This window comes from Thauera sp., assembly GCF_034003485.1.
Taxonomy (GTDB): Bacteria; Pseudomonadota; Gammaproteobacteria; order Burkholderiales; family Rhodocyclaceae; genus Thauera.
This window is the reverse complement of sequence record NZ_JAVEYL010000007.1, coordinates 27,125-54,013: the sequence shown is the minus strand read 5'-3', so window position 1 is coordinate 54,013 and position 26,889 is coordinate 27,125. Positions and strand designations below refer to the sequence as shown.

Annotated in this window: 25 protein-coding genes; 7 read left to right on the top strand and 18 right to left on the bottom strand. The window is 67.9% G+C overall.

Annotation, left to right across the window (positions count from 1 at the left end; all coding sequences use genetic code 11):
- Window positions 1–19: 19 nt before the first annotated feature.
- From RBT54_RS05390 to RBT54_RS05325, 14 genes are all read right to left on the bottom strand, one after another.
- Window positions 20–1,228, bottom strand: coding sequence for a TIGR03088 family PEP-CTERM/XrtA system glycosyltransferase (locus RBT54_RS05390; RefSeq protein ID WP_320364903.1), 1,209 nt, complete (start codon window positions 1,226–1,228; stop codon window positions 20–22).
- Window positions 1,225–2,742 (bottom strand): exosortase A, encoded by a 1,518-nt coding sequence (xrtA, locus tag RBT54_RS05385; protein ID WP_320364901.1) that lies wholly within the window; start codon window positions 2,740–2,742, stop codon window positions 1,225–1,227. Before xrtA ends, RBT54_RS05390 begins: the two co-directional genes overlap by 4 nt.
- A 116-nt stretch (window positions 2,743–2,858) precedes the next feature.
- Window positions 2,859–3,908, bottom strand: coding sequence for a FemAB family XrtA/PEP-CTERM system-associated protein (locus RBT54_RS05380; RefSeq protein WP_320365070.1), 1,050 nt, complete (start codon window positions 3,906–3,908; stop codon window positions 2,859–2,861).
- A 24-nt stretch (window positions 3,909–3,932) separates the two neighbouring features.
- A complete protein-coding gene (locus RBT54_RS05375; RefSeq protein ID WP_320364899.1) occupies window positions 3,933–4,787 on the bottom strand; it encodes an XrtA system polysaccharide deacetylase in 855 nt (284 codons plus the stop codon).
- A 1-nt stretch (window position 4,788) separates the two neighbouring features.
- Window positions 4,789–5,952 carry a non-hydrolyzing UDP-N-acetylglucosamine 2-epimerase gene (gene wecB / locus RBT54_RS05370; RefSeq protein WP_320364897.1) on the bottom strand — a complete coding sequence of 388 codons (1,164 nt, stop codon included), beginning with the start codon at window positions 5,950–5,952 and terminating at the stop codon, window positions 4,789–4,791.
- The gene (locus tag RBT54_RS05365) at window positions 5,949–7,043 is read right to left on the bottom strand and encodes an XrtA/PEP-CTERM system-associated ATPase (protein WP_320364895.1); all 1,095 of its coding nucleotides are present in this window, start codon (window positions 7,041–7,043) and stop codon (window positions 5,949–5,951) included. Before RBT54_RS05365 ends, wecB begins: the two co-directional genes overlap by 4 nt.
- An 11-nt stretch (window positions 7,044–7,054) precedes the next feature.
- On the bottom strand, window positions 7,055–8,596 hold the full coding sequence (locus tag RBT54_RS05360) for a TIGR03016 family PEP-CTERM system-associated outer membrane protein (protein ID WP_320364893.1): 1,542 nt from the start codon (window positions 8,594–8,596) through the stop codon (window positions 7,055–7,057).
- Window positions 8,565–9,527 (bottom strand): XrtA-associated tyrosine autokinase, encoded by a 963-nt coding sequence (locus RBT54_RS05355; RefSeq protein WP_320364891.1) that lies wholly within the window; start codon window positions 9,525–9,527, stop codon window positions 8,565–8,567. Before RBT54_RS05355 ends, RBT54_RS05360 begins: the two co-directional genes overlap by 32 nt.
- A gap of 13 nt (window positions 9,528–9,540) precedes the next feature.
- Complete coding sequence (locus RBT54_RS05350; protein WP_320364889.1) at window positions 9,541–11,085, bottom strand: XrtA system polysaccharide chain length determinant; 1,545 nt, start codon at window positions 11,083–11,085, stop codon at window positions 9,541–9,543.
- An 83-nt stretch (window positions 11,086–11,168) separates the two neighbouring features.
- Entirely contained in the window at window positions 11,169–11,750 is a 582-nt protein-coding gene (locus RBT54_RS05345) for an XrtA/PEP-CTERM system exopolysaccharide export protein (RefSeq protein WP_320364887.1), read from the bottom strand.
- Window positions 11,751–12,099: 349 nt separating this feature from the next.
- Entirely contained in the window at window positions 12,100–13,509 is a 1,410-nt protein-coding gene (locus tag RBT54_RS05340) for an MBL fold metallo-hydrolase (RefSeq protein WP_320364885.1), read from the bottom strand.
- Window positions 13,510–13,621: 112 nt separating this feature from the next.
- Window positions 13,622–15,052, bottom strand: a complete 1,431-nt coding sequence (locus RBT54_RS05335; RefSeq protein ID WP_320364882.1) for a sigma-54 dependent transcriptional regulator — start codon at window positions 15,050–15,052, stop codon at window positions 13,622–13,624.
- Window positions 15,049–16,668, bottom strand: coding sequence for a sensor histidine kinase (locus RBT54_RS05330; RefSeq protein ID WP_320364880.1), 1,620 nt, complete (start codon window positions 16,666–16,668; stop codon window positions 15,049–15,051). The genes RBT54_RS05335 and RBT54_RS05330 overlap by 4 nt, the downstream gene beginning before the upstream one ends.
- Window positions 16,634–16,876: a PP0621 family protein gene (locus tag RBT54_RS05325; RefSeq protein WP_320364878.1), complete on the bottom strand. Its 243-nt coding sequence runs from the start codon at window positions 16,874–16,876 to the stop codon at window positions 16,634–16,636. Before RBT54_RS05325 ends, RBT54_RS05330 begins: the two co-directional genes overlap by 35 nt.
- Before the next feature lie 176 nt (window positions 16,877–17,052).
- Here RBT54_RS05325 and RBT54_RS05320 point away from each other — a divergent pair, with 176 nt between their 5' ends.
- The 4 genes from RBT54_RS05320 (at window position 17,053) to RBT54_RS05305 (ending at window position 20,750) form a co-directional block, all read left to right on the top strand.
- Window positions 17,053–18,210 carry a pyridoxal phosphate-dependent aminotransferase gene (locus RBT54_RS05320; RefSeq protein WP_320364873.1) on the top strand — a complete coding sequence of 386 codons (1,158 nt, stop codon included), beginning with the start codon at window positions 17,053–17,055 and terminating at the stop codon, window positions 18,208–18,210.
- A gap of 71 nt (window positions 18,211–18,281) precedes the next feature.
- A complete protein-coding gene (gene mtnA, locus RBT54_RS05315; protein WP_320364867.1) occupies window positions 18,282–19,352 on the top strand; it encodes an S-methyl-5-thioribose-1-phosphate isomerase in 1,071 nt (356 codons plus the stop codon).
- Window positions 19,349–20,104, top strand: a complete 756-nt coding sequence (locus RBT54_RS05310) for a class II aldolase/adducin family protein (protein ID WP_320364866.1) — start codon at window positions 19,349–19,351, stop codon at window positions 20,102–20,104. Before mtnA ends, RBT54_RS05310 begins: the two co-directional genes overlap by 4 nt.
- Before the next feature lie 205 nt (window positions 20,105–20,309).
- Window positions 20,310–20,750: an REP-associated tyrosine transposase gene (locus RBT54_RS05305; protein WP_320364864.1), complete on the top strand. Its 441-nt coding sequence runs from the start codon at window positions 20,310–20,312 to the stop codon at window positions 20,748–20,750.
- 157 nt (window positions 20,751–20,907) lie between these two features.
- Here the strand turns inward: RBT54_RS05305 and RBT54_RS05300 are convergent, their stop codons facing one another.
- Window positions 20,908–21,768, bottom strand: coding sequence for an NAD(P)-dependent oxidoreductase (locus RBT54_RS05300; protein WP_320364862.1), 861 nt, complete (start codon window positions 21,766–21,768; stop codon window positions 20,908–20,910).
- A 20-nt stretch (window positions 21,769–21,788) separates the two neighbouring features.
- Entirely contained in the window at window positions 21,789–22,670 is an 882-nt protein-coding gene (locus RBT54_RS05295; protein WP_320364860.1) for an NAD(P)-dependent oxidoreductase, read from the bottom strand.
- 76 nt (window positions 22,671–22,746) lie between these two features.
- On the opposite strand from RBT54_RS05295, the gene ybiB reads away from it, so the two are divergent.
- Window positions 22,747–23,661, top strand: coding sequence for a DNA-binding protein YbiB (gene ybiB / locus RBT54_RS05290; RefSeq protein WP_320364858.1), 915 nt, complete (start codon window positions 22,747–22,749; stop codon window positions 23,659–23,661).
- A gap of 75 nt (window positions 23,662–23,736) precedes the next feature.
- Here the strand turns inward: ybiB and RBT54_RS05285 are convergent, their stop codons facing one another.
- A complete protein-coding gene (locus RBT54_RS05285) occupies window positions 23,737–24,621 on the bottom strand; it encodes a pirin family protein (protein ID WP_320364856.1) in 885 nt (294 codons plus the stop codon).
- A gap of 81 nt (window positions 24,622–24,702) precedes the next feature.
- Window positions 24,703–25,302 carry an FMN-dependent NADH-azoreductase gene (locus tag RBT54_RS05280; RefSeq protein WP_320364854.1) on the bottom strand — a complete coding sequence of 200 codons (600 nt, stop codon included), beginning with the start codon at window positions 25,300–25,302 and terminating at the stop codon, window positions 24,703–24,705.
- A gap of 97 nt (window positions 25,303–25,399) precedes the next feature.
- Between RBT54_RS05280 and RBT54_RS05275 the strand changes: the two genes are divergently transcribed.
- Window positions 25,400–26,296, top strand: coding sequence for a LysR family transcriptional regulator (locus RBT54_RS05275; protein ID WP_320364852.1), 897 nt, complete (start codon window positions 25,400–25,402; stop codon window positions 26,294–26,296).
- 85 nt (window positions 26,297–26,381) lie between these two features.
- Complete coding sequence (locus RBT54_RS05270) at window positions 26,382–26,888, top strand: disulfide bond formation protein B (protein ID WP_320364850.1); 507 nt, start codon at window positions 26,382–26,384, stop codon at window positions 26,886–26,888.
- Window position 26,889 lies beyond the last annotated feature (1 nt).

Genomic DNA, 26,889 nt, shown 5'->3' with positions numbered 1-26,889 from the left:
CTTGCCCGCGAATAGGGTCTTAGTCGCTGTATTCGCGGGCAAGCCCGCTCCCACGAGGACTGTTCCCACGGTGAAGCGATTGCTCATAAAGATTGGTATAGCGCGCCACCATGTTGTCGATGCTGAAATTTTGCTCGACCCGCTTGCGGCCGGCGGCACCATGATTTTGCCGCAACGCAGCATCTGAAGTGTAGCGCAGTAAGGCGTGGGCCATGGCGTCGGGGTTCTGCGCGGGCACGAGCGCGCCGGTCTCGCCCGCAGCCACGAGCTCGGCGTTGCCGCCGACGTCGGTGGCGACTACCGGTAGGCCGCTGGCCATGGCTTCGAGGATGGTGTTGGAGATGCCTTCGGCACGGGACGGCAGCGCAAAGATGTCGAGCGCGCGCATGAGCTCGGGCACGTCACTGCGCGCACCGGCCAGCCAGGTGATGTCGCCGATGCCGGTGGCGGCGATCTCGGCCTCGACCTCGGCGCGCTGCGGGCCGTCGCCGGCGATGACGAGGCGCAGTCGCGCGCCGGCCTCGCCCTGCGCGCGCGCGATGGCGACAGCGCGCACCAGGTTGAGCTGGTCCTTTACCGTCTGCAGCCGGCCGACGGTGCCGACGATGACGGCGTGTGGGTCGTCGAAGGGGCTGCCAGCCACCGCCTGCCGCGCCGACGCGGGCTGGAAGCGCAGCGTGTCGACGCCGTTGCAGATGCGTTCGACACGGTTCGCAGCGATGCCGACACGCTCGGTGAGGTAGGACTCGATCTGCCCGGACAACGCCACGTAGCGCTGCACGAAGGGGCTGTAGGCGCGGCGCAGCAACTGGTATTTGCGCTGTGTGCCGCCGGGGTCGGAGGTGTCCCAGCCATGCTCGCCATGCACGCGTGCCGGCACGCCTGCGAACAGTGCGGGCACGGTAAATTCCAGCGCTGCCAGGTTGCGCGTGTGCAGGATCGCTGGGCGCATGCGACGGAACAGGCGGTAGAGCCGCGGGTAAAGCTTGATGCCGTGCCCGGGCGGCTTGTGCAGTGAGATGAACTCGACGTCGGTGCGAGCAACGCGCTCGCAAAAGGCGGGCGCGCAGTGCGCGAGCGCGACCACGGCGTGGCGAAAGCGGTCGGCCGGCATGTGGTTGATGAGATTGACGACACCGTTCTCCAGGCCGCCCACATCAAAGCTGTAGAGCAGGTGGAGGATCAGCGGGCGGTCGTCGCGCGACGATGCGCGAAGCTCGCCGCTCACTGCGGGATGCTCCGGGCCGGCGCCTCCACCGCCTGCTCGATGGCAGCCAGATGGCTGGACAGGAAAGTCTCGAGGCGCGCTCGCGCAATGTCTTCGTCCGGGACAACCGGCGTAAACAGCACAACGGCAGCGGACTCGTCGGCCTGACCAAAGAGCCGGTCGGCCGCCAGCCGCAGCTTGGCCTCTGCATCTCCCACCACGGGGCGGCCATTGATGCGGTACCAATGCCAGGTCAGCACGCGCCCTTGAGGGGTGAACACGAGGTTCTCGCGCACGACTTGACGCCCGACGCTGAGCGTCCGTGCCGTCCGGACAAGGCTAAAGCCCTCGCGGGATGCGGGGGCGGGTCCGTTGCGCCAGCCGATCATTTCGCTGCCATCACGCTGGCCGTAGTACCACGCCGCATGTAGCCCAACCACGCTTGTGTCGCCCTCGGCCATGTAGGTCTGGGTTGTCTCGGCGCGCGCGCCGAAATAGACCGGCCGATATTCGAGCGACTGCTGTTCCGTGGCATGCCAGCCTGATGCAGGCGCGGGTGCGACCAGCGTTACAGGGAAATCTTCAATCGGCGCATCGAGCACCTTGAACACGGGCGGAAAAAGCACGACCGCGAGCACAACCGGCAATGCCCCGAGCCAGCGCGCGCGCGCCGGACTCGCGCCCTGCTCTGCCGCCGCCAGAACGCGGCCGCTTGCGGGAGCCTCATGCCAGCGTCCCCCGATCCAGAACATCAAGAAGATGACGACGCCGAAGAATACCCAGCCATAAAGGATGTGATCCACGCCGACGGCAATCTTGTTGCCCGAGTGATACCCCAGCATCACGATGAAATAGGCGCGTACCCAGTTAGCCAGGACGGGCATGACGAGCGCGACGACCATGAACAGCAGCCGGCGCTTGAGGCTGACGTAGTTGAGATAAGCGTAAAGCGCGCCGACAAAGAGCGAAGCGATCAGGTAGCGCACGCCACTGCAGGCTTCGACTACCGACCAACGGCCATTGGGCACGACGAAGTGCAGACCTTCCTGATAGACCGGCACGCCCGACAGGCGCAGCGCCCACACGGTGAACTCGGCGGTGTAGTGCATGAGCGTCGGCAACATGAAGTCACCGATGGGCACACCGAAGAACAGGAACGCCAGCGGAAAGAGCAGCACACGACTCAAGCGCCAGCCAAGCACCCCGACAAACGCCGACACCAGCATCGCGAAGAGCGCGAAGTGCTGGGCCGCGGCCACGCTGACCATGCCACCGAGCAGCCAGAGCAGGCCGGCTGCGAGCACCGCCAGCGCCATCCAGCCCACAGGCTGCGGTTGCAGTTCGCCGATGCGATCACGCGCACGCCAGACCAGCCAGGCGAAGGCCGGCAGCACAACGAGGCCGTGGGCAAAGGTATCGGACCGCCACCAGATGCCGGCGATCTCGCTCGCGGTATGCCAGTACCAGCCCACGACCCAGAGGAAGGTGAGGGAAAGCGCAAGCGCTATGAGAGGAAAGGTTCTGGAAGCAGGCATGGCTGATCAGTGGGGGCGGGCTTGCCCGCGACTGCGTTGGCTTGCAGGGGCTGACCGGCCGCCGTTCGCGGGCAAGCCCGCTCCCATGGGATACGTGGAGACCACGAGCGAACGCCCTACCCCAGGCTACGCACGATGTGCGGCCCCAGCCGGTTGGCCACGCCGATGGGCAGGCGCTTCCACAGGGCGATGAAGGCGCGGTACTTGGGGTTCATCGGGTTGTTCTGCGGGATGCTGTCGCACTTGAAGAGGCGGTATTCGTAGGACAGCGGCTGCGGCTCGAAGCCCCAGTTCTTCTTGAAGCTGTAGGGGCCGGTGCCGACCTTGCTGCGGCCGTAGTCGAAGACCTTGCAGCCGCGCTCGCAGGCGCGTCGCATCAGCTCCCAGTACTTGAAGTCGTTGGCGGCGAGGTCGCGCGCGGCCATGTCGTCGCCGGCGTAGTAAGGCAGCACTTCGTCGCGGAAGTAGAAGCTGAGCACGCTGGAGAGCGGCTTGCCTTCGGGCGTGGTGACGGTGAGCACCTCGCAGGCGTCGCCGAAGGTGTCCTTGAGGCGCTGGAAGAACTTCTTCGACAGCGCCGGCGTGCCGTGGCGCAGCACGTTGTCGGCGTAGAGGGCGAAGAAGCGCTCGACGTCGTCGTCGACCACGCTGACCAGCCCGTTCTTGATGCCCTTGCGCACCATGGCGCGCTGCTTGCGCGGGATGGCGAGCATGTTGGCCTCGACGTCGGGGAGGATTTCCTTGCGGAAGGTGACGTAAAGATCTTGCCGCGGCCAGTCTTCGTGGCGCAGTTTCAGATTGCGGTATTCGAGGTGGGTGACGCCCAGCGCACGGGCGACGGTCTCGGCCTTGGATTCGAGCTCGTGCAGCACGTCGGCGCCGGCATCGACATCGGCGGCGATGCCGCCATAGACACAGAACGGCTGCGAGATGAGCGCGTGACCGAATAGGCGGCTGCGCACTTCCGCCATCGGCAGCACGGCCACGATGTCACCGGCCCGCTCGGCATACAGATAGAAGGTGCGGTGGTCGAAGACCTGTTCCAGGATGTCCTGCCACGCCGAAAGGTGAAAGAACGTGGCCTGCGGGCAGCGCTGCACAAACTCGTCCCAACGCTCGCGATTCTGGCTAGTGAGCATACTGACGTGAATCGGCAAGCGGTCCATGCGGTTCATCCTGTTTCTTCTAGTTCAGGTGGCGTGGCGGAACACCTCGTCCGCGCGCCCCCAGGAGAAATCGGACAACAGGCGGTCGAGCCGAGCCTGGGTGCGTTTGAGATTAATGTAATGCCTGAACTTGGTTTTGACAGTGGCATCCGTCACGCGCGGTTGATCTGGATCAATTTCCCATGGGTGAAAGTAGAAGATCGCCGGGCGCTTGTCGTCGGCGTTGACACGGGCAATCTGCCAGCGCGACACCGCGTAGGGCAGCAGCCGGAAGAAGCCGCCGCCGCCCGCAGGCCAGTTGCGGCCGAGCATGTTGAGCGTGGTGATCGGCACCTCGACGAGGCCATTGGGCAGCCGCCACGCAAAGCGTGGGGCATCGGGAATGCCATAGTGGTCGTGCTTGACCGGATAGACGCTGGAACTGTAGGCGTAACCGGCCTCGGCAATGCAGTCGTGCGCCCACAGGTTGGCCTTGCTGATCGAGAAGCTGGGCGCGCGGTAGCCGGTGACGTCCTGGCCGGTGATGTCTTCGAGGATGGCCTTGGCCAGGCGGATGTCGGCGCTGAAAGCGGCCGGCGTCAGGTCGCTGGCGCGCTGGTGGCCGTAGCCGTGGCTGGCAACCTCGTGGCCGCCATCGGCGATGCGGCGCACGAGCTGCGGGAAGCGCTCGGCGATCCAGCCCAGGGTGAAGAAGGTGCCGCGCGCACCGTGGCCGTCGAGCAGCTCGAGCACACGATCGACGTTGCGCTCGATGCGGCAGGGCACGGCGTCCCACTGGTCGCGCGGAAAGTGCGGCGCCAGCGCGGAGACCTGGAAGTAGTCTTCGACGTCGCAGGTGAAGGCGTTGGTGATGCGGGTGCTGGGCAGGCGGGCGTTCATGTCAGCTCTCGGCAGGCGGGCCGGCGTGGTCACGTAGCAGCCAGTCGTGCAGGTGGGCGGCGATGCGTTCGGCGCAGCGGCCGTCCCAGTACTCCGGGATGCGGCCGGCCTTGCCGCCGGTGTCGAGCACGCGGCGGGCCGCGCCGACAATGGCCTGCGGGTCGATGCCGACCAGGGTGTTGGTGCCCTGCTCCACGGTGATCGGGCGCTCGGTGTTTTCGCGGATGGTGATGCAGGGCACGCCGAGCGCGGTCGTTTCTTCCTGGATGCCGCCGGAGTCGGTGAGCACCATGCGCGCGCCCGACATGAGGCCGAGCATCTCGAGGTAGCCCTGCGGCGGCAGGATCAGGAAGCCGGGCGCGTCGAGCCGGCCGAGCATGCCGAACTGCTCGAGGTTGTTGCGCGTGCGCGGGTGCAGGGCGAAGACGAGCGGCAGGCGCTGGCTGACCGTGCGCAGGGCGTCGATGATCGGGCCGAGCACGTCGGCGTGGTCGACGTTGGACGGCCGGTGCAGGGTGACCACGCCATAGCCGCCGGCGATGCGGCTGGCGTCCAGGCCGGCGTTGGCGAGCAGCACCTCGGCGGGCACGGCCTTGGGCAGGCTGGCGCGCAGGCTGTCGATCATGACGTTGCCGACGAAGACGGCGCGCTCGGGGGCGATGCCTTCGCGCGCCAGGTTGTCGTGAGCGGAGCGCTCGGTGGTGTAGAGCACGTCGGAAATCTGGTCGGTGAGAATGCGGTTGATCTCTTCGGGCATGCGCCGATCGTTGCTGCGCAGGCCGGATTCCACATGTACCACCGGGATGTGACGCTTGCTCGCAACCAGCGCGCAGGCGAGCGTGGAGTTGACGTCACCCACCACCAGCACCGCGCTGGCGCCATGTTCGTCGATGACCGGCTCGAAGCGCTTCATGACCTCGGCGGTCTGCACCGCGTGGGAGCCGGAGCCGACGGCGAGGTTGACGTCGGGTTCGGGCAGCGCGAGGTCGGCGAACAGGCGGTCCTTCATCGCCGGGTCGTAGTGCTGGCCGGTGTGCACCAGCAGCGTCGGGATCGGCGGGTTGTGCGCGGCGAAGGCGCGGATGATGGGCGCGACCTTCATGTAGTTGGGGCGGGCACCGACGATGCAGATGACCGGGGCGGGCTTGTTTGCGCTGGTGTTCATTCGGACTTGTCCGTTGCCGGTGTGTCGCGGCGCACCGCCTGCAGCAATTGGGAGAGCACGCTGAGCGTGGCGGAAACCGAGTGCTCGAGGCCGGCGAGCCGCGCCTCGATGCGCTGCAGGTCGTAGTTGCCCGCCAGACCCGCGGCGTGCTCGGCGAGTTCGGGCGAGGCGCGCAGGCGGTCGAGCGCGAGCGCGTCGAGCTGCAGCGCCATGCCCGCTTCCGTGGCATTGGCGGCCGCCGCAAAGTGCGGCGTGTGCACCGGGCGCGCGCGCGCCGAGGCGAACTCTTCTTTCAGTTCCTCGATGACTTCGCGCACGTCGTTCTCGCCGATGACGTGGCGCTCGCCGAGGTAGGCACCGAGCATGAGGCGGTCGCACAAGGTGTTGATGCGGCGCGGAATACCGCCCGAGTAGCCGTAGATGACGCTGAAGGCGCCGGGCTCGAAGCTGGGGTCGTTTGCCCAGCCGACGTGCGCGAGGCGATGCTCGATGTAGCCCTGGGTTTCCTGGGCGTCGAGCGGCCCGAGGTGGTAGGAGGCGATCACGCGCTGGCGCAGTTGCTGCATCTCGGGGCGCTGCATGATATCGCGAAATTCCGGCTGACCGACCAGGAAGCTTTGCAGCAGGGCGTGGTCTTCGAGCTGGAAGTTGGACAGCATGCGCAGCTCCTCGACCGCCGCGGGGGCCAGGTTCTGCGCTTCGTCGACGATCAGCAGCGCGCGCTTGCCCGCAGCCGTGATCGACACGAGGTAGGTCTCGATCGCCAGCAGCAGGCCGGCCTTGTCGAGGTTGCGGCTGGGCACGCCGAAGGCGGCTGCAACCATGCGCAGCACGTCGCTGGCATCGATCTGGGTACTGACGATGTTGGCGGCGACGACGCGCTCGGGGTCGAGCTGCTCGAGCAGGCTGCGCACGATGGTGGTCTTGCCGGCGCCGATCTCGCCGGTGATGACGATGAAGCCTTCGCTCTGGTGCAGGCCGTACTCGAGATAGGCCATCGCCCGCCGGTGACCGCGGCTACCGTAGAAGAAGGCCGGGTCGGGGTTGAGCTGGAAGGGCTTTCCGCTGAGTTTGAAGAATGTTTCGTACATCGTGTTTCCGATCAGAACCGCATGCCGAGCACGGCGGTGACGGCGTTTTCGGTGTAGCTGTCGTCGCCGTCGGACTTGATGTGGCGATAGGTGAGGCTGCCGCTGGTGTCGGGACTGAGGCTGCGGGTGACACCGAGGGAGTAGAGCGTGCGGGTCGTCTCGTCGTCACCCACACCATCGCCCTCGGAGTTGGAGCGCAGCACGCGGGCAGTGAGGCTCGCGAGTCCGGAGAGTCGATGGCTGAGCGAGAGCGACGCCGAACGGGTCTTGACGCGGTTACGCCCCTCGAAGTCGCCGGAGCCTTCCTCTGTGCCCTCTAAGGCGCTGAGGTCTGACCGATCGGTCTGGCTCAAGCTGAGAGTGACCGTATTGCGCACACCAACCAAGCTCACGCCGGCATTGATTCCCCTGGATACGTAGTGGCGCTTGGTGCGAATGGAGCCAGGATCACCTGCAAAGTAATACTGTCGAGCGAGCTCCCGAAGCACCTCGTCACTGAGCAACCCATCGGGGTCCAGTCCCTTGAACGCATTGAGGATGCTCTGATACTCCTCAGTCAGGAAGTAAGCTTCCTCAAGCTCCTGAAGTTGCGACGAAATGTCCCGTGTCGCCGAGAAACTCCACACAGAGCGCGCCATCCGATGCTGAAGGCTGACGTCGTAGCCAGTGCCAAAGATGCGGTCTTCGCCCGTGGCCGAGATGGCCGTGCGTTCAGTCGGGTACCAATCGAAGCCAGCCCCCCAGATCGCCCCGCTTTCACCGCTGATCGATGAGTAATCGTTGGACTCGTAGCCACCGATCGCGCGCAGCCTGAACTGAGGGTCGATGTTGATGAACAGCGTGCCGCGGCCGACTTCTTCCATCACGTCGCGGTTGGCACCTTCGTCGTACTGCGTATCCGTGCGCGTGTAGTCGAGACCCCAACCGAACAGCCGCAGTGCCACCGGATCGCTGACCCCAACGCGCCAGGTTCCGGTTTCGCGGTCACCCAGGGTATTGCTGCCGCCGGTGAGCCAGCGCTGCTGGTAGCCGATGTTGCCCTGCCCGCTCTCGCCGAAGCGGAAACCGAAGCGTGGGCCGACGGAGAAGAGCCGGGTCTCGTTGTTCTTGTCGGTGTCGAGCTCGTCGCCTGCAAAACGGCCACTGAAGGCGGAGCGGTTGTCGCGGCTGATCGAGGCACCGAGATCGACGAAGAAGGCATCCTCGATCGCCTCGATCGTGCCCCTGCCCTGCAGCGCCAGATAGGTGGTGTTGTCCTCGGTCTGCTCGACGTGCGCGATGTTGCGCAGGCGCATGTTGAGGCCACCGCTGAAGCGTCCCGACTCCCGGCTGATCGACAGCCCCGGTGAGATCTCGGCGATCCAGTCCTGCTGGCCGTCTTCTTCCGTGTCGACGTTGTCGGTCCAGGTGAGGCGGGTGTCCAGCGTGGGCTGGATGCGCACGGTCTGCGCCTGCGCCGCGGCTGCCGCGGTGAGCGACAGCAGGAGCGCGGAAATCAGGGCGAGACCTGGGGCGCCAATCTCAGGCCGCGTTTTCGCGCGGCTTTTCGCCATAGCCATATCCGTATCCATATCCGTAGTACGACCCGGGCCCGCTGTGACGCGACTTGTTGAGCATCATCAGCTTGATCGGGCAGCTTTCGATGGTGGCCAGGGCCTGCTTGACCGAGGAGTGGGTGGTGCGCTCGGACTCGACCACCAGCACGATCTGGCCCATGTGCGTGGCGAGCACGCGCGATTCGGTGGTGACGAGCAAGGGCGGCGAATCGAACACCACGATGCGGTCGGAGTAGCGGCTGGCGATCTGCTTGAGCAGCCGGTTCATGTTCTCGGACGCGAGCAACTCGGTGGCGCGCTGGTGCGGCATGCCGGCGGGCAGGATCGACAGCTTCTCGATGTTGGTGCGCAGCAGGACGTCGCTGAGGTCGGTGACGTCGCCCGCGAGCACGTCCATGAGGCCGCGCTCGGGCGGCAGGCCAAGCTGGCGGAACACCGAAGGGCGCGACACGTCGGCATCGACGAGCAGCACCGTGTAGTCGAGCTCCATCGCCATGCTGATGGCGAGATTGATGGCGCTGAAGGTCTTGCCCTCACCCGGCATGGCGCTGGTGACCATGATCAGGTTGGCGTTGTCGATGCGCGCGGGGCCGACGTCGGTGGCGTTACGCAGCAGTGGCCGCTTGATGACGCGGAATTCCTCCGCGATCGAGGAGCGCGGCTGCTCGGGCGTGACCATGCCCTTGTTGGCCAGCATGTCGAGATCGATGTGCACCGTGCGCGACACCGTGGCCGACTGGGTCTGCGGCACGGACAGCGGCACCTCGGACGACTTGGAGAAGTCCTTGGCCTCGGCGGCAACGCCCTCTGCAGCCTTCGGCTTGAGGGGCGCCTGGGCCAGTATGGTTTGCGCAGGTTCGTCACCGGGCTCGGCCGAGGCCTGCTTGAGCTGGTCGAGTCGCTGTGCGGCTTTTTCAATAAGACTCATCGTTTCGTCCCGTTCAACCCTGAATCAGCCGCAAGGCCACTGCGGCCGCCGCAAACGCACCGGCGTAGGCGGCCAGGCCAAGCCCGAAGGCAAGCAACCCTCTCCGTCTGGACGCCGCGCGCTCGGGCGTTCGCAGCATGGAAACCGTGCCGAGTACGGGCAATCCGGTGATCTCGCGCAGCGTGCGTGGATCGCTGAAGGCCGGACGGAGCTGGCTGATCAGGAAGGTCAATGCAAAACCGGCGGCCAAGCCGGCCAGCCCGGCAAGCGGGATCAGCAGCATGCGATTGGGCGCGGAGGGCTTGGTGGCCAGCGTGGGCGGATCGATGACACGGAAGTCGGCCACGCCGGTCTGGGTGTTCATGTCCACCGCAATGCTGGCGGACTCCCGTCGCGCCACCAGGGCATCGTAGTTGCTCTTGTTGACGCTGTAGTCGCGGTTGAGCTGGGCCAGTTCCGCCTCGATCTCCGGAACCATGCGGACCCGCTCGCGCAGCTGCTCGACACGGGACTGGTATTCAGCCACACGCACGCGCAACGACGCCACGCGCGATTCCGCCTGGACCAGGGCAAGCTTCATCTGCTGGTAGACGGGGTTGGAGTCGAGGGCGCCGAACTGACTGCCGCCCGAGGCCTGCATGGTCTGGATCTGCACGACCTTCTGAGCTTCGAGGTCTTCAATGAGGCGCCGGGTGCCGAGTACATCAGGGTGCTTGTCGGTGTAGCGCAGCAGGAGCTCGTCGAGGTTGCGCTTGAGCGTGTCGATGCGGCCATCGATCTCGGGAATGGAGACCGAGGACGCCGAGGGCGTCTGCGGCAACAGCACGGGATCCTCTCCAACGAGCTGACGTTGCAGGGAGTCCCGACCGTTTTCCGCCTCACGCAGCTCGAGCTGGGCCTGCTGGAGCTGCCCCGCCATGGAGGCGATCTGGGACACGTAGTCCTGAGCACCATCCCCGAGCAAGCCCATGTTGCGAAGGCGGAACTCCTTCACGCGGTTCTCGGCCTCCGAGAGCCTCTGCTCATAGCTGCGAATCTGCTCTTCGATGAAGCGCCGCGCGGAATCTGCGTCCTGACGCTTGCTGCCCAGGCCGGATTCGACGAAGAGCGAGAGCAAGGACTGCACGACGCGCTGAGCGCGCTCGGGCCGGGTGTCTGCGTAAGACAGGGTGAACAGATTGCTGCGCTGCGCCGAGCCGATGCGCAGATCCTTGGACAGCTGCGTGACCAGCGCCTCACGCTCCGCTGGGGTGTTCAGTCCCAGATCCAGGTCGGCCATCGTGATCAGCCGTTCGACGTTGGGCCGGCTGATGAGCGTGCGGCTGAGCATCGCGATCTGCTGGTCTACGTTCGGCTGCACGGCCAGGCCCGCCATCAGCGGACGCAGCACCGACTGCGTGTCGACGAAGACGCGCGCACTGGACTCGTACTTGTCCGGCATCTTGTAGATCACGACGCCGGCGACGATGCCGACGATCCAGGCGAGCGCGAGCCCCCACCACCGGAAGCGCCACATGCCGCGCAGGTAACCGGTGATCTGTGATACGAGTTCTTCCATGAATCAGCTTCGCAGGATTCCGGGCGGGCCCGCCCGCTTGCGCGGCACCGGCCCTGCCCGAGGGGTGAATCGGGAGCGAGAAATCAGAACCAGCTCTGAGGAATGATGAGCACGTCGCCCGGACGCATCTCGACGTTGGCGGAGACGTCGCCACGCTTGATGAGGTCCTTGATGCGGACGCTGTACTGCTTGTTGCCTTCGGCGGTGCGCAGGATGCTGGCGCTGTTGCCGTCGGCGAACTGGGTGAGGCCGCCGACCGCGATCATCACGTCGAGCAGCGTCATCTTCTGCGTGTAGGGCAGGATGCGCGGCTGCGCCGCCTCGCCGACCACGCGGATCTGTTCGCTGTAGGGGCCGGAGAAGTTGGTGACGATGACGGTGACCACCGGCTCGCGGATGAACTTGGAGAGTTCCTTCTCGATGTCGCGCGCCAGCGTGGTGGCGTCCTTGCCGAGCGCCGGCAGGTCTTCGACCAGCGGCGTGGTGATCTTGCCGTCGGGGCGCACCGGCACCGACATGGAAAGCTCGGGGTTGCGCCAGACGACGATGTTGAGCGCATCGCCCGGCCCGATGACGTAGTTGTAATCGGCATCGGCCGCTGCCGGCGGCGCCGACGGGAAGGATGAAGCACAGCCGGTCAGCACGCCGATGGCGGTGCCCAGCATCAGAAAACGAACCACTCCAGACCACGCGCGACGCATGTTGATGCCCATGACAAATCCCCTCGAATTACTCGGAACCGCGAATGATACGTCGGTCGCCGAAGACCGGACACTTTCAACGAAGCTTATGAAGATACGCGAAAGACCACACAGGAACAAATGCACAGCCACGGCCAGTCCGGCGCAGATCGGCAGCGCACAAGCATCCTATGGTTCTGTTGCAGGTGCGTGAGAAGGCTGCATCTTTCCGCATTGCAACATTCGAGTGCAAGCCCCCGTGGGAGCAACTGCCTGTGGGAACGGGCTTGTCCGCGAATACAGCCGTGCAACTCGCAGCCCGCAACACACCCGATCAGGGCACGACCTTGACCTTACCGCCGGTCGCCGCCTGCAGGTGACGCGCGAAGGCCGCGCGCACGTCGTCTTCGCCATGCACCAGGCGCACTTCACCCGGCAGATGGCGCATGCGGGTGACGAAGCGGGTGAGGTCTTCCTGGTCGGCGTGGGCCGAATAGCCGGACATCGAATGCACGCCGGCGCGGATCTCGATGCGCTCGTCGTCGATATCCACGTAGCCGCCGCGCGGACCATAGGTCTGGATGGCGTGTCCGGGCGTGCCGCGCGCCTGGTAGCCGACGAAGAGCACGTCGTGGCGCGGATCGCCGAGCATGGCCTTGAGGTAATTGACCACCCTGCCCCCGGCGCACATGCCGCTGGCGGCGATGACGATGGCCGGCTCGCGGCTGCGCGCAAGGCGCTGCACGTTGGCGAGGTGGCGGTCGTGGGTGTCGATGGCGACGAGCTGCTCGTAGGCGAGCGGCTGACGTCCGGCGCGCACGCGAGCGCGGGCCTCGGCGTCCCAGAAGGGCTGGAGCTCGCGATAGAGCTCGGTGAAGCGCTGGGCGAGCGGCGAGTCGAGGAAGATCCTGAGTTGGCCCCACTTGTCGGCGTGCTTGCCGGGGCGTTGGCGCTGGGTGTGGAGGATGTCCTCGAATTCGTACAGCAGCTCCTGCGTGCGGCCGATGCTGAAGGCCGGGATGATCACCGTGCCGCCATCCTCGAGCGCGCGTTCGACCACGGCCTGCAGGCGCTTGCGCCGGTTGCGGCGGTCTTCGTGATTGCGGTCGCCGTAGGTGGTCTCGAGCACGAGCACGTCGGCCTGCCACGGCGAACGCGGCGCCGGCAGCAAGGGCGCATGCGGCGCACCGAGGTCACCGGAGAAGATGACGCGGCGCTTTTCAGGCCAGGCGGGGCCGGAGAGTTCGCATTCCACATAGGCTGAACCGAGGATGTGCCCGGCGCGCTGCAGGCGGATGCGACAGGTGGCGCCGGCGCTGCGGTACACCGTGTGCCATTTGCCGTAGGGCAGCGCGCGGATGCGCGGTTCGACCATGTCGAGGTAGCGCTCGACCATGGCCTTGTCGCGGGACACGCCGACCTGGAAGGCGTCGGCCAGCACCGTGGGCAGCAGCCGCGCGGAGGGCTCGCTACACAGGATCGGCCCCTTGAAGCCGGCGGCCAGCAGCCAGGGCAGGCGGCCGCAGTGGTCGATGTGGACGTGGGTGAGGATGAGCGCGCCGATGCCGGCGACCGGGAAGTCGATGTCGAGCTGGTCGGCGCCGGCCTTGCCGTCGGGCGCGGTCTCGGTGCCCTGGAACAGGCCGCAGTCGACGAGCAGGGCGTTGTCGCCCTCGACGAAGAGTTGATGACAGGAGCCGGTGACGCCATTGCGGGCGCCGCGATGGAGGATGGTCGGGTTCATGCCGACATTCTATTCAATCACCTGGCATCGGGCCATGGCGAATGCCGTTTTCATCACGAAGGAGAGTTACCTCCGCTCCCACAGCGCCGCTCACGGAGCCATTGCCGCAGTCTTACTCCATCCCCCACTTCTGCAGCCGGTAGCGCAGTTGGCGCAGGGTCATGCCGAGGTTGCGGGCGGCGGCGGAGCGGTTCCAGCGTGTGTGTTCGAGCGCGCGGATGATGCGCAGGCGCTCGGCGTCGTCGCTCGCGTCGTCGCCCCCGTTGGCGCCCACCGGGGACTCGAGCGCGGAGTCGTGCAGCGCATCGTCGTGCGCGCCGTAGGCCCCCGGCGCGGCGTCGGCGAGCCAGCCCGATGCGGTCTGCTCGGGATAGAGCTCGATGTCGGCAGCGCCAATCTCGCTGCCCTCACACAGCGCGCAGGCGCGTTCGAGCAGGTTCTCGAGTTCGCGCACGTTTCCCGGGAAGGCATAGCGCTGGAGCGCCTGCAGCGCATCGGCGGACAGCCGGTGAAGCGCGCCGCCCTCGCGTGCGGCCAGGCGCGCCAGAATGTGGGTGGCGAGATCGGCGATGTCCTCGCGGCGCTCGCGCAGCGGCGGCACGCGCAGGGTGATGACGTTGATGCGGAAGAACAGATCCTGACGGAAGCGCCCCTCGGCGACGAGCCGGCCGAGGTCCTGGTGCGAAGCCGACAGCAGGCGCACATCCACCGCCTCTTCGGCGTGGGCGCCGACCGGGCGCACCGCGCGCTCCTGGATCGCGCGCAGCAGCTTGACCTGCATGGCCAGCGGCAGCTCGCCGATCTCGTCGAGGAACAAGGTGCCGCCGTTGGCCGCCTGGAACAGGCCTTCCTTGTCGGCGCCGGCGCCGGTGAAGCTGCCCTTGCGGTGGCCGAAGAACTCGCTCTCCATCAGCTCGGCCGAGATCGCGCCGCAGTTGACCGGCACGAAGGGCCCGGCCGCGCGCGCGCCCAGGCTGTGGATGTAGCGTGCGATGACTTCCTTGCCGGTACCCGATTCGCCATGGATGAACACCGGCGCCTGGTTGCGCGCGAGCTTTTCGGCCTGGCTGCGAAGTTGCACGAAGGCGGGCGAATGGCCGATGAGGGCGCGCGTGCCGGCGGGTGCGGCGCCGGCATGCTCTTCGGCGCCCTTGAGCTTGAGCGCGTGGCTGACGAGCTCGCGCAGCGCCTTGAGCTCGACAGGCTTGGTGACGAAGTCGAAGGCACCGAGCTTGAGCGCCCGGATGGCGGTCTCGATGCTGCCGAAGGCGGTGATGACGGCCACCGGCAGCCCGGGCTGGCTGGTCTGGATGTGCTCGACCAGCTCCAGGCCGTCACCATCGGGCAGGCGCATGTCGGTGAGGCACAGGCGGTAGCGGCGCTGGGCAAGCAGCTCGCGCGCCGCCTGCAGCGTGCCGGCGGTGTCGCAGGCGAGCCCCATGCGCATCAGCGACAGTTCGAGCAGTTCGCGGATGTCGTCTTCGTCATCGACGACGAGGACATCGGTGGATCGGGGACGGCTGCGGCGTTCGACGTAGGTCATGGACGTGTGTGGGCGCTGAGCACCAGATGGGCGCCGGGGCCACCGTTGGCGAGCTCGAGGTCGGCGTCGTTGGCCTCGGCCAGTTCGCGGGCGATGTAGAGGCCAAGCCCGGTGCCCTTGGGGTGAGTGGTGAAGAAAGGCTCGAACAGATGCGCGCGGATGGCGTCGCCGAAACCGGGGCCGTCGTCCTGCACGTGCAGTGCGATGCGCTCGGCGGGCAGCACTTCGGCCCACAGGCGGATGGCGCCGGGCTGGCCGGAACAATAACGCGCGGCATTGGCGAGCAGGTTGTCGAGGATCTGATGCAGGTGGGCGCGGTCGATGGCGAGTGTGAGCGCCGGGTCGATTTCAACCGCATACAGGGGCAGCTCGGCCGGCGCACGAAAGGCGCGGCCATCGATGACCTCGCCGACGAAGGCCGCCAGCGGCAGCGCTTCGGGCATGGCCTGCTCGCGCCGGCCGAGCGCGAGCACGTCGCGGATCATGCGTTCGATGCGCTGGGCGTTGTCGTTGATGATGCGCACCAGCCGGCCCTGCATCTCGCTGCGCTTTTCGTCGCGCAGCAGCTCGGCGGCCTGGGTGACGGCCGACAGCGGGTTGCGGATCTCGTGCGCCATGCTGGCGGTGAGGCGGCCGAGCGCGGCGAGCTTGATCTGCTGCAACTGGCGCTGGATCTCGTCGAAGTCGGTGAGGTAGAGCAGCGTGTCGCCGGCGGCGGCGCTGCCCGGCTCGCCGGCGACCGCACGGCAGCGCAGCAGGCGCCCACCGGGCCCGATGCGCAGCAGCCGGCCCTCGGGGGCCACGCCGGGCGCTGCACCGGGCTGCAGCATTGGCTCGAAAGCTTCGTCGAGGTCCTTGAGCGCAAGGCCCTCCAGCCCGTCGACCCGCGAGTGCGTCAAGCCGAGCAGATCCACCGCCTGCAGGTTGGCATGCAGGATGTGGCCACCTGCATCGACGACGATGACCCCGTCGCGCATGTCGCGAATGATGTGTTCATTGACCGCTTGCTGCTTGGCGAGCGCGACGCCGCGTTCGGCAGCGAGCGAGGCGTTGGCCTTGGCACGCAGCGCGAGCAGGCGCGCCACCAGGGCGATGCCGAAGAAGCCCGCACAGAAGATGCCCACCTGCAGAAAATCCACCGACTGTTTGCCACCGACGTAGCGCCAGGTGTTCTCGATGAGCACCGCGATCGTGGCGAGCGCGGCGGTGAACAGCACCATGCGCCCTTCGGCAATCAGTCCCGCACCGGCGAGCATCACCATGATCAGCGCCGGGATGCCGCTGCGGTAACCGCCGCTGACCCACATGATCAGCGACAGCGCGAGTACATCGACCACCACCTGCAGCGCGACGGTGCGCTCGAAACCGAAGCGCCGCACCGCGTCGGGGAAGCCGAGCGCCAGCACCGCGCCGAGGTAGGCGAAGGCGACGGCGTGATAGATGCGCGGCGCTTCGCTGCCGAGGCCGAGTTCGTGGCCGGCGACGAGAAACAGCCCGGCGAGGACCAGCCGGAAGAAGTTGAGGTAGCGCAGCGATACGCGGCGCGCGCGGTCGCCCTCGGCGAACGAGCTGGCGCGCAGGTCAGTCCGCGCGCTGGCCGGCACGGCGATGGGCATCGCAACAGTAGAAGTCACCGTCGGCGCTGACGCCCTCGGATTCGGGCACGATCAGGCCGCAGTGGCGGCATTCGAGCATGCGTTCGGCCGTCACCGGCTTGCCGGCTTCCTTGCGGCGCAGGGCGTTCTGCGCCTTGAAGCGCCGCAGCGCGCCGCGCGCCCACCAGATGCCGATGAAAACCAGGATGACGATGAGCAGATTGCGCACGGTAGGGGGCGACGCAGAAGCTGCGCCAGCGGGTGTCGAAAACGCCCGGATTCTACCATGCGGCCGCTTGGGCTCCGTGGGAGCGGGCTTGCAGCGATCACTCGCCCGCGCCCCGCCAGCTTTGCGACAATGTGGCGCTTGCCCTCTCTCAGACCTTGCCCCGGACCGCTGCCCCCATGCCGAGCTTTCCCGCCCCCATCGAGTCCCGCCTGCCGAACGTGGGCACCACCATCTTCACCGTGATGTCGCGGCTGGCGCAGGAGTGCGGCGCGATCAACCTGTCGCAGGGCTTTCCCGACTTCAACGCCGACGACGAGCTGTTCGAGCGCGTCGCGCACTGGATGCGCGCCGGCCACAATCAGTACGCGCCGATGGCGGGCTGTCTGCCGCTGCGCGCAGCGATCGCCACCAAGGTCGAGGCGCTGTACGGCGCGCGCTACGACGTCGAGCACGAGATCACCGTGACCGCCGGCGCCACCCAGGCGCTGTTCACCGCTGTCACCGCCTGCGTGCATCCGGGCGACGAGGTGATCGTGTTCGAGCCGGTATACGACTCCTATGGGCCGGCGATCGAGCTGGCCGGCGGCAAGGTGGTGCGCATGCGCCTGAGCGCGCCCGACTATCGTCCGGACTGGGACGCGGTGGCGGCAGCGATCGGGCCGCGCACGCGCATGATCATGATCAACACCCCGCACAATCCCACGGCCACGGTATGGACGCGGGACGACCTCGAGCGCCTGGCGGCGCTCACACGCGGCACCGGCATCGTGGTGGTGGCCGACGAGGTCTATGAGCACATCGTGTTCGACGGCGCCGCGCATGCGAGCTGCGCCGCGCACCCGGAGCTCGCCGCGCGCAGCTTCGTGGTGTCGAGCTTCGGCAAGACCTACCACATCACGGGCTGGAAGGTCGGCTACATCCTGGCGCCGCGCGAGCTGATGGCGGAGTTTCGCAAGGTGCATCAGTTCAACGTGTTCACGGTGAACACGCCGGTGCAGCTCGCACTCGCCGACTACATGGCCGACGCCTCGCGCCACCTCGCGCTGGCGGCTTTCTACCAGGGCAAGCGCGACTTCTTCCGCGATGCGATGGCCGGCTCGCGCTTCGAACTGCTGCCCGCGCGCGGCACCTACTTCCAGCTTGCGCGCTACGGCACAGTCTCGGACCTGGGCGACGCGGCGTTCTGCGAGCACCTGACGCGCAAGGTCGGCGTGGCGGCGATCCCGGTGTCCGCGTTCTTCGCCGACGGCCGCGACGAGCGCGTGATCCGCTTCTGCTTTGCCAAGAACGAAAGCACGCTGGCCGCCGCGTGCGAGCGGCTGTGCAAGATTTGAGCGCATGAAGTTCGCGGGCTTGCCCGCGACTGCAACGCCTGAACGACCGTAACCTCTTCGAGACCACCCCGATGTTCAAGCAACCCCGCCCCACCCTGCAGCGCGTCGGCGACACCGCCCGCGTCCTCGACCAGACCGCGCTGCCCTTTCGCACCGAAACCGTGGTGCTGTGCACGCTGGCCGACGCCGCGCACGCCATCCGCAGCATGCAGGTACGCGGCGCGCCGCTGATCGGCGCCACCGCGGCCTTTGGCGTGGCGCTGGCGCTGCGCCACGAAGGTGGCGACGACGACGCCCTCGAACGCGCGCTGCAGGTGCTCGGCGCCACCCGCCCGACCGCGGTCAACCTGCACTGGGCGCTCGCCCGTATGGAGGCCGCGCTGCGCCCGCTGCCGCCCGCCCAACGCCTGGAGGCCGCCTGGGCCGAGGCCGATGCCATCCGCGCCGACGACGCCGCAACCTGCGACGCCATCGGCCGCCACGGCCTGGCGCTGATCCGCGACCTCGCCGCGCGCCGCCCCGGCCCGGTGCGGCTGATGACCCACTGCAACGCCGGCTGGCTCGCCACCTGTGGCGCTGGCACCGCGCTCGCGCCGATCTACGCCGCGCAGGCCGAAGGCATCGCGGTGGAGGTCTTCGTCAGCGAGACCCGGCCGCGCAACCAGGGCCTGCTCACCGCATGGGAACTGCGCGCCGCCGGCGTGCCCCACACGCTGATCGCCGACAACGCCGCCGGCCTGCTGCTGATGCGTGGCGAGGTGGATATGGTGGTCACCGGCGCCGACCGCATCGCCGCCAACGGCGACACCGCGAACAAGGTCGGCACCTGGCTGAAGGCGCTCGCCGCGCAGGCCGCCGGCGTGCCCTTCTACATCGCCGCGCCGCACTCCACGCTGGACTTCGCCTGCGCGGACGGCGCCGCCATCCCGATCGAGGACCGCGGCGCCGCCGAGGTCTGCCACGTGCGCGGCTTGACGCCGGCCGGCGACATCGCAGAGCTTGCCCTCGCCCCCACCGACACCCGCGCCGCCAACCCCGCCTTCGACGTCACCCCGGCGGCGCTGATCCGCGGCATCATCACCGAGCGCGGCATCGCGCCCGCCGGCGAGCTGGCGCGCCTTTATCCGGAGCACGAACGATGAGCGACACCCCGGGCATCTGCATCCACGAGGAAGCCGGCTGGCAGGCGCCGGATCCGCTGCGCGCCGAGCTGCTCGCCACGCTACGCGCGATGTCGGACGCGGGCCTCAACGTGGGGACGGCGGGCAATGCGAGCGCGCGGCTGCCGGAGGCAGTCGCAGACGCGCACGTCGAGCCGCTCGAGCAACGGTCGTCCGGTAGAAGCGAGTCCCGCAGCGTGCGCATGCTGATCTCCCCGAGCGGCATGCCCGCCGAGCGCTGCACGCCGCAGGACATGGTGGAGGTCGAAGCCGACGGCCGCTACCCCGGCCCGCTCGCGCCCTCGTCGGAGTGGAAGCTGCACCACGACATCTACGCCGCCTTTCCCGCGGCAGGCGCCGTGCTGCACGCACATTCGCCCTTCGCCACCGCGCTCGCCTGCCAGCGCATCGAGATCCCGCCCTTCCACTACATGATCGCGCGCTTCGGCGGCACCACCGTGCGCTGCGCGCGCTACGCCACCTTCGGCACCCAGGCCCTGTCGGACGCCACCGTCGCCGCGCTGCAGGCGCGCAACGCCTGCCTGCTCGCCAACCACGGCATGGTGGTCTACGGCCGCGACCTCACCCACGCGCTGGCGCTGGCGATCGAGTTCGAGACCCTGTGCGAGCAGTACTGGCGCACGCTGCAACTGGGCGCCCCGGTGCTGCTGTCGGACGCCGAGATGGCGGAGGTGATCGAACGCTTCAAGTGGTACGGCAAGCCACGGGCCTGAGGTATCGGGGAGCGCACGCCTGTCCTCCGTGGGAGCGGGCTTGCCCGCGAAGGCAGCGTTCGGTCTCGAGACATTCGCGGGCAAGCTCGCTCCCACGGGAGTCCCTGCCCCTCGGGCCTCACCCCATCGCCTGCATGGCCCTCACCCACTTGCCCGTTTAATTGATTATGCATACTCTCTCGACCTCTATCACCAGGTCGAGAGCATGCCTCGTTATCACTCCGCCGCCCTGCGCCGCGGTCGCGTGGCTGAGATCAGCCGCGCATACCTGATTACCACGACCTGTGCGGAGAGGCGTGCACTTTTCAACGACTTTACCCATGCCCGCACCCTGATCCGGACGATGCAGGAGGCAGACCAGGCCGGCGTCGTCAAGACGCTCGCGTACGTCGCGATGCCCGATCATGTGCATTGGCTGTTTGTGCTGCTCGAAGGTGATCTCGCTTCGACCATGCGCACCATGAAGTCGCGTACCGCCATCGCACTCAACCGGCTCGACGCAGCCCCGGGGCGCCAAGTCTGGCAAGCAGCCTTTCACGACCATGCGGTGAGGGCCGAAGAGGATCTGGTAGGAATCGCCCGCTATGTGGTGTCGAATCCGGTACGCGCAGGCCTGGTGAGCTCGGTGAGGGCTTATCCTCACTAGGATGCGGTGTGGATCTGAACAGGGCGTAAGCAAGACCAAGCCCTGCATTCGCGGGCAAGCCCGCTCCCACGGAGGCCCCCACGTCGCCCACGGAAGTCCGGACCGCTACACCTCGTGGGTGCAACTGTCTGTGGGAGCGGGCTTGCCCGCGAACAACCTACCGCTCCAGCACCCGCAACAAGCTGGACGTATCCTCCCGCCCCCAGCCCGCGCCCATCAGCGCATTGAGCTGCTGCCACACCTGCGCGGCCACCGGCAGCGGCGCGCCGAGCTTGGCGGCCTCGTCCATCAGGATGGCAAAGTCCTTGTGGTGCAGCCGCGCCTCGATGCCGGCGGTGAAGTCGCGCTCGACCATCTTTGCGCCCATCACCTCGAGCACCTTGGAGCCCGCCGAGCCGCCCATCAGGGCCTGGCGCACCGCGGCGACGTCGACGCCGTGGGCGCTGGCCAGGCTCACCGCCTCGGCGCAGGCCTGGATCGTCGACACCATGATCATCTGGTTGCAGGCCTTGGCGACCTGGCCGGCGCCGGGTGGGCCGATGTGCACGATGCGCTTGCCGAGCACCTCGAACAGCGGACGCACGCGGGCGAGCGTCTCGTCCTCGGCGCCGGCCATGATCGCCAGCGTGGCGTCGCGCGCGCCCTGGCCGCCGCCGGACACCGGCGCATCGACCCAGCCGATGCCGCGCTCGGCGTAGCGTGCGGCGAGCGAACGCGCGGTCGCTGGGGCGATCGTGCTCATGTCGACGTGGATGCGGCCGGCCGCAAAGCCTGCGGCCAGGCCTTCGGGGCCAAAGGCGAGGCCTTCGACGTCGGCGCTGGCGGTGACGATGGTGATGACGACCTCGCTGCGCGCGGCCAGCTCGGCAGGCGTCGCGCACAGCGGCACGCCCTCGGCGACCAGCGCCGCAGCCGACTCGGGGCGGCGCGCCCACACCGCCAGGTCGTGGCCGGCGGCGCGCAGGTGGCGGGCCATGGGTTCGCCCATCACGCCCAGGCCGATGAATCCGATCTTCATATGCTTCTCCCCTGCCCCGTTCATTCGCCCGCGCCACCGCTCATGCGCTCGATGAGCTTGAGCAGGGCAACGGAGTCGTCCTCGCCGAGGCCGCTGCCGGCCATGGCGTTGAAAAGCTGCATGGTGGCCGCGGCCGTCGGCAGCGCCAGGCCGAGGCGGTGAGCCTCGTCCATGACGATGCGCACATCCTTCTGGTGCATCCAGGCCTTGAAGCCGGGCTTGAAGTTGCGCTCGAGCATGCGCTGGCCGTGGTTCTCGAGAATGCGCGAATACGCGAAGCCGCCGAGCAGGGCCTCGCGCACCTTCGCGCCATCGACGCCGCTCCTGGCGGCGAAATTGAGCGCCTCGGCGACCGACGCGACGCCGACCCCGGTGATGATCTGGTTGCAGGCCTTGGCGACCTGGCCGGCGCCCGCTTCGCCGATGCGGGTGATGGACTTGCCCATGGCCTCGAAGAGCGGCTGCACGCGCGCGCAGGCCTCGAGCTCGCCGCCGACCATGATGGTGAGCGTGCCGGCGATGGCACCCGGCTCGCCGCCCGACACCGGCGCATCGAGCGCGACGACGCCGCGCTCGGCCAGGCGGGCGGCGATGGACTGCGCCGCGGCCGGGGCGATGGTGCTCATGTCGATGTGGATGTGACCGGGGCTGGCGCCGTCGGCGACGCCATCCGCGCCGAGGGTGACCTGCTCGACGTCGGGCGCGTCGGCCACCATGCTGATCGTGATCGATGCATGGCGCGCGACCTCCGCCGCGCTGGCGCAATCGCCCGCACCGGCATCGAGCAGCGGCTGCATCGATTCGCGCCGGCGGCTCCAGGCGTGCACGCGATGGCCGGCCTTGATGAGGTTGAGGGCCATGGGCCGGCCCATGAGGCCAAGTCCGATGAATCCGACGTCCATTGAGTGAAGTCCTCCAGGGTGGGGAAGCGTGGGCGGGTGTTTGGCATTCGGGGGCAAGCCCGCCATAATCGCCGCCATGAAATACGGCGCAATCATCAAGGAAATCGGGCGGGGCGCCAAGGGCGCCCGCGACCTGGACACGGCCGCTGCGGCGGCGCTCTTCGGTGACATCCTGGACGGCGCGGTGCCCGAGCTCGAGCTCGGCGCGATCCTGATCGCCTTTCGCATCAAGAGCGAGGCGCTGCCCGAGCTGCTCGGCTTCAAGCAGGCGATGGACGCGCGCACCGCGCAGCTGGCGGTGCCCGAGGGCCCGCGCTGCGTGGTGCTGCCGACGTACAACGGCGCGCGCCGCCAGGCCAACCTGATGCCCCTGGTGGCGCTGCTGCTCGCACGCGAGGGCGTGCCTGTGCTCATCCAGGGGCGGCACGATTTCGAGACGCGGGTGAGCCCGTTCGAGCTGCTGGCGGCGCTGGATCTGCAGCCGGCGGCGGACGCGGCAGTGGCTTCAGCGCAGCTCGCGCAGCGGCACATCGCCTGCGTCGGTGTGGACAAGCTGCTGCCCGGGCTCGACCCCCTGCTCGCGCTGCGTCTGCGCATGGGCGTACGCGCCAGCGGCCACACCATGGCCAAACTCATCGACCCCTGCCGCGGACGCAGCGTGCGCGTGGTGGCGGTGACCCACCCCGAGTACCTCGAGCGCATGGATGACTTCCTGCGCGCCGACGGCGGGCGCGCGATGCTGATGCGCGGCACCGAGGGCGAGATCTACGCCAACCCGCGGCGCTGCCCGGAGATGAAGGTGTATGTGGATGGCGCTGCGTCGGTCGGCGTGGCGGGCGAGGAAGGCGGCGCCCCGCCGCTCGCCGGGCTGCCCGACGCGCCCTCGGTGGCGGAAAACGCCACGCTGATCCGCGCGATGCTGGCGGGCAAGGCGCCCGTGCCGGGGGCGATCCTGAAGCAGGTGGCAGCGCTGCGGGCGCTCGCGGCGTGAGTCGACTCCAGGCTGGGTAGCCCGATTCGCGGGCAAGCCCGCTCCCACGGTCGGCGTCCGTGAGCCCCGCCTGAATCAGGCTGCCAGTCGCCCGGCGCGGTAGTCGGCCACCGCCTGGTAGATCTCCTGCTCGGTGTTCATGACGAAGGGGCCGTACTGCGCGATCGGCTCGCCGAGCGGGCGGCCGGCAATCAGCAGCGCGCGGGTGTCGGTGGTGGCTTCGATCGTCACGCCGTCGCTGTCCGCGTCGTTGGCCAGGACCGCCATGTTGCGCACCGGCACCGTCTCGGCGCCCAGCTGCAGCGCGCCGCGATAGACGTAGACGAAGGCGTTGTGCCCGGCCGGCAGCGGCTGCGAAAACCTTGCGCCCGCGGGCAGGTGCAGGTCGATGTAGAGCGGCGCGGTGGTCTCGCGCGTGACGGCGCCAGTGACACCGTGGCTTTCGCCGGCGATCACGATCGCGTCTACGCCCGCATCAGTAGTGAAGCGCGGCAGCTCGGTCGCCGCAAAATCGCGATACCAGGGCGCGCTCATCTTGTCCCTGGCCGGCAGGTTGAGCCAGAGCTGGAAGCCTTCCATGACGCCTTCTTCCTGCTGCGGGATCTCGGAGTGGATCACGCCGCGACCCGCCGTCATCCACTGCACGCCGCCGTTCTCGAGCAGGCCTTCGTGGCCGGCGCTGTCACGGTGCAGCATGCGGCCCGCGATCATGTAGGTGACGGTCTCGAAGCCGCGGTGCGGGTGGTCGGGAAAGCCGGCGATGTAGTCGTCCGGCTTGTCGCTGCCGAAGGCGTCGAGCATCAGGAAGGGATCGAGCCGGCGCTGCAGTTGCTGGGTGAGCACGCGGGTGAGCTTGACGCCCGCGCCGTCCGAGGTCGGCACGCCGGTGACGAGGCGCTCGACGTGGCGGGGACGGCTGACGCTTGCCGAAGGAACTTGCGGCTGGGTGACGGTGCTCATCTGCATTCTCCTTGGGGTTGGGGTGCGGAGCGGGTGGTCCCGCCCTCGTCATGCACTGCCAGCACGGCCTGGGACGAGCGATCAGCCCAGCGCGGCCTCGATGTCGGCCTCGGCTTCGGCGAAGCCCTGCTTGACCGCGTCCTCGCCCATGTTCAGGCCTTCGGCGTAGGCGAAGTGGATGTCGGTCATGCCGAGGAAGCCGAGCACTGTCTGCAGGTAGGGCGTCTGCGTGTCGGCCGCGGTGCCACGATAACGACCGCCGCGGGCGAAGGCGACGAAGACCTTCTTGCCCTTCACCAGACCCTCGGGGCCGTTCTCGGTGTAGCGGAAGGTGACGCCGGCGCGAGCGATCGCGTCGATCCAGTTCTTCAACTGGGTGGAGATGCCGAAGTTGTACATCGGCACGCCAATCACCAGCACGTCGGCGGCCTGCACTTCGGCGACCAGCGCGTCGCTGGCGGCCACGCGGGCGGTCTGCTCGGACGTGCGCTGCTCGGCGGGCGTGAACAGGGCACCGAGTGCCGCCTCGTCGATCACCGGCGCTGGGTCGCGGGCCAGGTCGCGCTGTACCAGGGTCGCGCCAGGGTTGGCGGCCTGCAGGCGGGCGACGATGTCATTGGCGATACGGGTGGAGTTGCCGGCTTCGGAACGGGCGCTGCCATTGATTTGCAGGATCTTCATGTTCGGGACCTCATCGGTTGGGGGATCAAGTGAGACAGAGTCTATTCGATGCATCTCATTGCACTAACCCCCTTAAATGGACATTATTGTTCCCCTTATGGAACAAATAGACCCCAACGACCTGCTGATCTTCGCCCGCGTCATCGACGAAGGCAGCTTCACCGCGGCGGCAGAGCGGCTCGGGCTGCCGAAATCAACCGTGTCGCGTCGCCTGTCGCAGCTCGAGGAACGACTCGGCGAGCGCCTGCTGCTGCGCACCACGCGCCGGCTCAGCATCACCGAGTTCGGCAGCGCCCTGCTCGAACATGCGCGCCAGGTGGACACCGAAGTGGAAGCGGTTGCGGCGCTCGCCGAAAGTCGCCAGGCGCGGCCAAGCGGGCGGCTACGCGTGTCGATGCCGAACGATTTCGCCAACCTGCTGCTGACCGACATGCTGGCCGCATTCTCGGCGCTGCATCCGGCGGTGACACTCGAATTGGACCTGTCGCCGCGCCGGGTGGATCTGCTCGGCGAGAATTTCGATGTCGCGATCCGCATGGGCGCCCTGCCCGACGACACCTTGCTCGTCGCGCGCCGGCTGGCGGAGTTTCCGTGGGGGCTGTACGCCTCGCCCGACTATGTCGCGGAACACGGCGAGCCGTCGGGGCCGGAAGACCTGCACCGCCACCGCGCGCTGCGCCTGCTGGCGCGCACCGGCGAGCCGATCGGCTGGACCTTGTTGCGCGGCGACAAGCGCTGGGAGGGCGTGCCGCCCGGCTCGATCACCGCCAACTCGCCCGAGCTGCTGATCCGTTTCGCGCGTGCGGGCGCCGGCATCACCGCTGTGCCGGACTACTTCGCCAGCCCCTACGTGCGCCGCGGCGAGTTGCAGCGCGTGCTGCCCGAATGGTGTCCGCCGTCGATCACCGCGTGGGCGGTGTTTCCGGGGCGCAAGCTGATGCCGGCAAAGACGCGGGCGTTTCTGGACATGCTGCAGGCGGCGTTCGCGACTTGAACGGCCGCGCGGGAAACACGGTCCTACGGAGCGTCGGGGCCTCGCGCGACATACAATGGCGCCCTATTCCGGAAACTGAATCACGATGACCCTGCTTCTGAAGATCCTTCACTTGCCCGCACGGGTGCTTTACCTCGCCCTGTTCCTGGTCGCGGCCGGCTTGCTGAGCTTTGGCCTCTACCTGCAGCATGGGCTGGGCCTGGAGCCCTGCCCGATGTGCATCATGCAGCGCTACGCCTTCGCCACCGCCGCGCTGATCGGCTTGATCGCGGCCATCCACGGCCCGGGTCGCAGCGGCGAGCGCGTCTATGCCGTGCTGATCGGCGCCGCGGCGCTGACCGGCGGCACCATCGCCGCGCGCCAGAGCTGGATGCAGATCGACCCGCCGCTGATCCCGGAGTGCGGTCCGGGGCTGGAGTTCATGCTCGAGAGCTTCCCGCTCGCGCAGGTGCTACCGATGATCTTCCGCGGCGCGGGCGACTGCACCGTGATCGAGTGGACCTTCCTCGGCCTGTCGATCGCCAACTGGTCGCTGGTGAGCTTCACCGCGACCGTGCTCTTTGCCGGCTGGATGCTGCTGCGCCGCGGCTGAA

Bases quoted from the DNA above. Each gene is read 5' to 3' on its own strand.
- RBT54_RS05360 (WP_320364893.1), bottom strand. From the start codon at position 8,596: ATGGCGAAAAGCCGCGCGAAAACGCGGCCTGAGATTGGCGCCCCAGGT.
- RBT54_RS05320 (WP_320364873.1), top strand. From the start codon at position 17,053: ATGCCGAGCTTTCCCGCCCCCATCGAGTCCCGCCTGCCGAACGTGGGC.
- wecB (WP_320364897.1), bottom strand. From the start codon at position 5,952: ATGAACACCAGCGCAAACAAGCCCGCCCCGGTCATCTGCATCGTCGGT.
- RBT54_RS05375 (WP_320364899.1), bottom strand. From the start codon at position 4,787: ATGAACGCCCGCCTGCCCAGCACCCGCATCACCAACGCCTTCACCTGC.
- RBT54_RS05335 (WP_320364882.1), bottom strand. From the start codon at position 15,052: ATGACCTACGTCGAACGCCGCAGCCGTCCCCGATCCACCGATGTCCTC.
- RBT54_RS05380 (WP_320365070.1), bottom strand. From the start codon at position 3,908: ATGGACCGCTTGCCGATTCACGTCAGTATGCTCACTAGCCAGAATCGC.
- RBT54_RS05300 (WP_320364862.1), bottom strand. From the start codon at position 21,768: ATGAAGATCGGATTCATCGGCCTGGGCGTGATGGGCGAACCCATGGCC.
- RBT54_RS05350 (WP_320364889.1), bottom strand. From the start codon at position 11,085: ATGGAAGAACTCGTATCACAGATCACCGGTTACCTGCGCGGCATGTGG.
- mtnA (WP_320364867.1), top strand. From the start codon at position 18,282: ATGTTCAAGCAACCCCGCCCCACCCTGCAGCGCGTCGGCGACACCGCC.
- RBT54_RS05275 (WP_320364852.1), top strand. From the start codon at position 25,400: ATGGAACAAATAGACCCCAACGACCTGCTGATCTTCGCCCGCGTCATC.
- RBT54_RS05285 (WP_320364856.1), bottom strand. From the start codon at position 24,621: ATGAGCACCGTCACCCAGCCGCAAGTTCCTTCGGCAAGCGTCAGCCGT.
- RBT54_RS05355 (WP_320364891.1), bottom strand. From the start codon at position 9,527: ATGAGTCTTATTGAAAAAGCCGCACAGCGACTCGACCAGCTCAAGCAG.
- RBT54_RS05330 (WP_320364880.1), bottom strand. From the start codon at position 16,668: ATGCCCATCGCCGTGCCGGCCAGCGCGCGGACTGACCTGCGCGCCAGC.
- xrtA (WP_320364901.1), bottom strand. From the start codon at position 2,742: ATGCCTGCTTCCAGAACCTTTCCTCTCATAGCGCTTGCGCTTTCCCTC.
- RBT54_RS05310 (WP_320364866.1), top strand. From the start codon at position 19,349: ATGAGCGACACCCCGGGCATCTGCATCCACGAGGAAGCCGGCTGGCAG.
- RBT54_RS05340 (WP_320364885.1), bottom strand. From the start codon at position 13,509: ATGAACCCGACCATCCTCCATCGCGGCGCCCGCAATGGCGTCACCGGC.
- RBT54_RS05345 (WP_320364887.1), bottom strand. From the start codon at position 11,750: ATGCTGGGCACCGCCATCGGCGTGCTGACCGGCTGTGCTTCATCCTTC.
- ybiB (WP_320364858.1), top strand. From the start codon at position 22,747: ATGAAATACGGCGCAATCATCAAGGAAATCGGGCGGGGCGCCAAGGGC.
- RBT54_RS05295 (WP_320364860.1), bottom strand. From the start codon at position 22,670: ATGGACGTCGGATTCATCGGACTTGGCCTCATGGGCCGGCCCATGGCC.
- RBT54_RS05305 (WP_320364864.1), top strand. From the start codon at position 20,310: ATGCCTCGTTATCACTCCGCCGCCCTGCGCCGCGGTCGCGTGGCTGAG.
- RBT54_RS05270 (WP_320364850.1), top strand. From the start codon at position 26,382: ATGACCCTGCTTCTGAAGATCCTTCACTTGCCCGCACGGGTGCTTTAC.
- RBT54_RS05365 (WP_320364895.1), bottom strand. From the start codon at position 7,043: ATGTACGAAACATTCTTCAAACTCAGCGGAAAGCCCTTCCAGCTCAAC.
- RBT54_RS05280 (WP_320364854.1), bottom strand. From the start codon at position 25,302: ATGAAGATCCTGCAAATCAATGGCAGCGCCCGTTCCGAAGCCGGCAAC.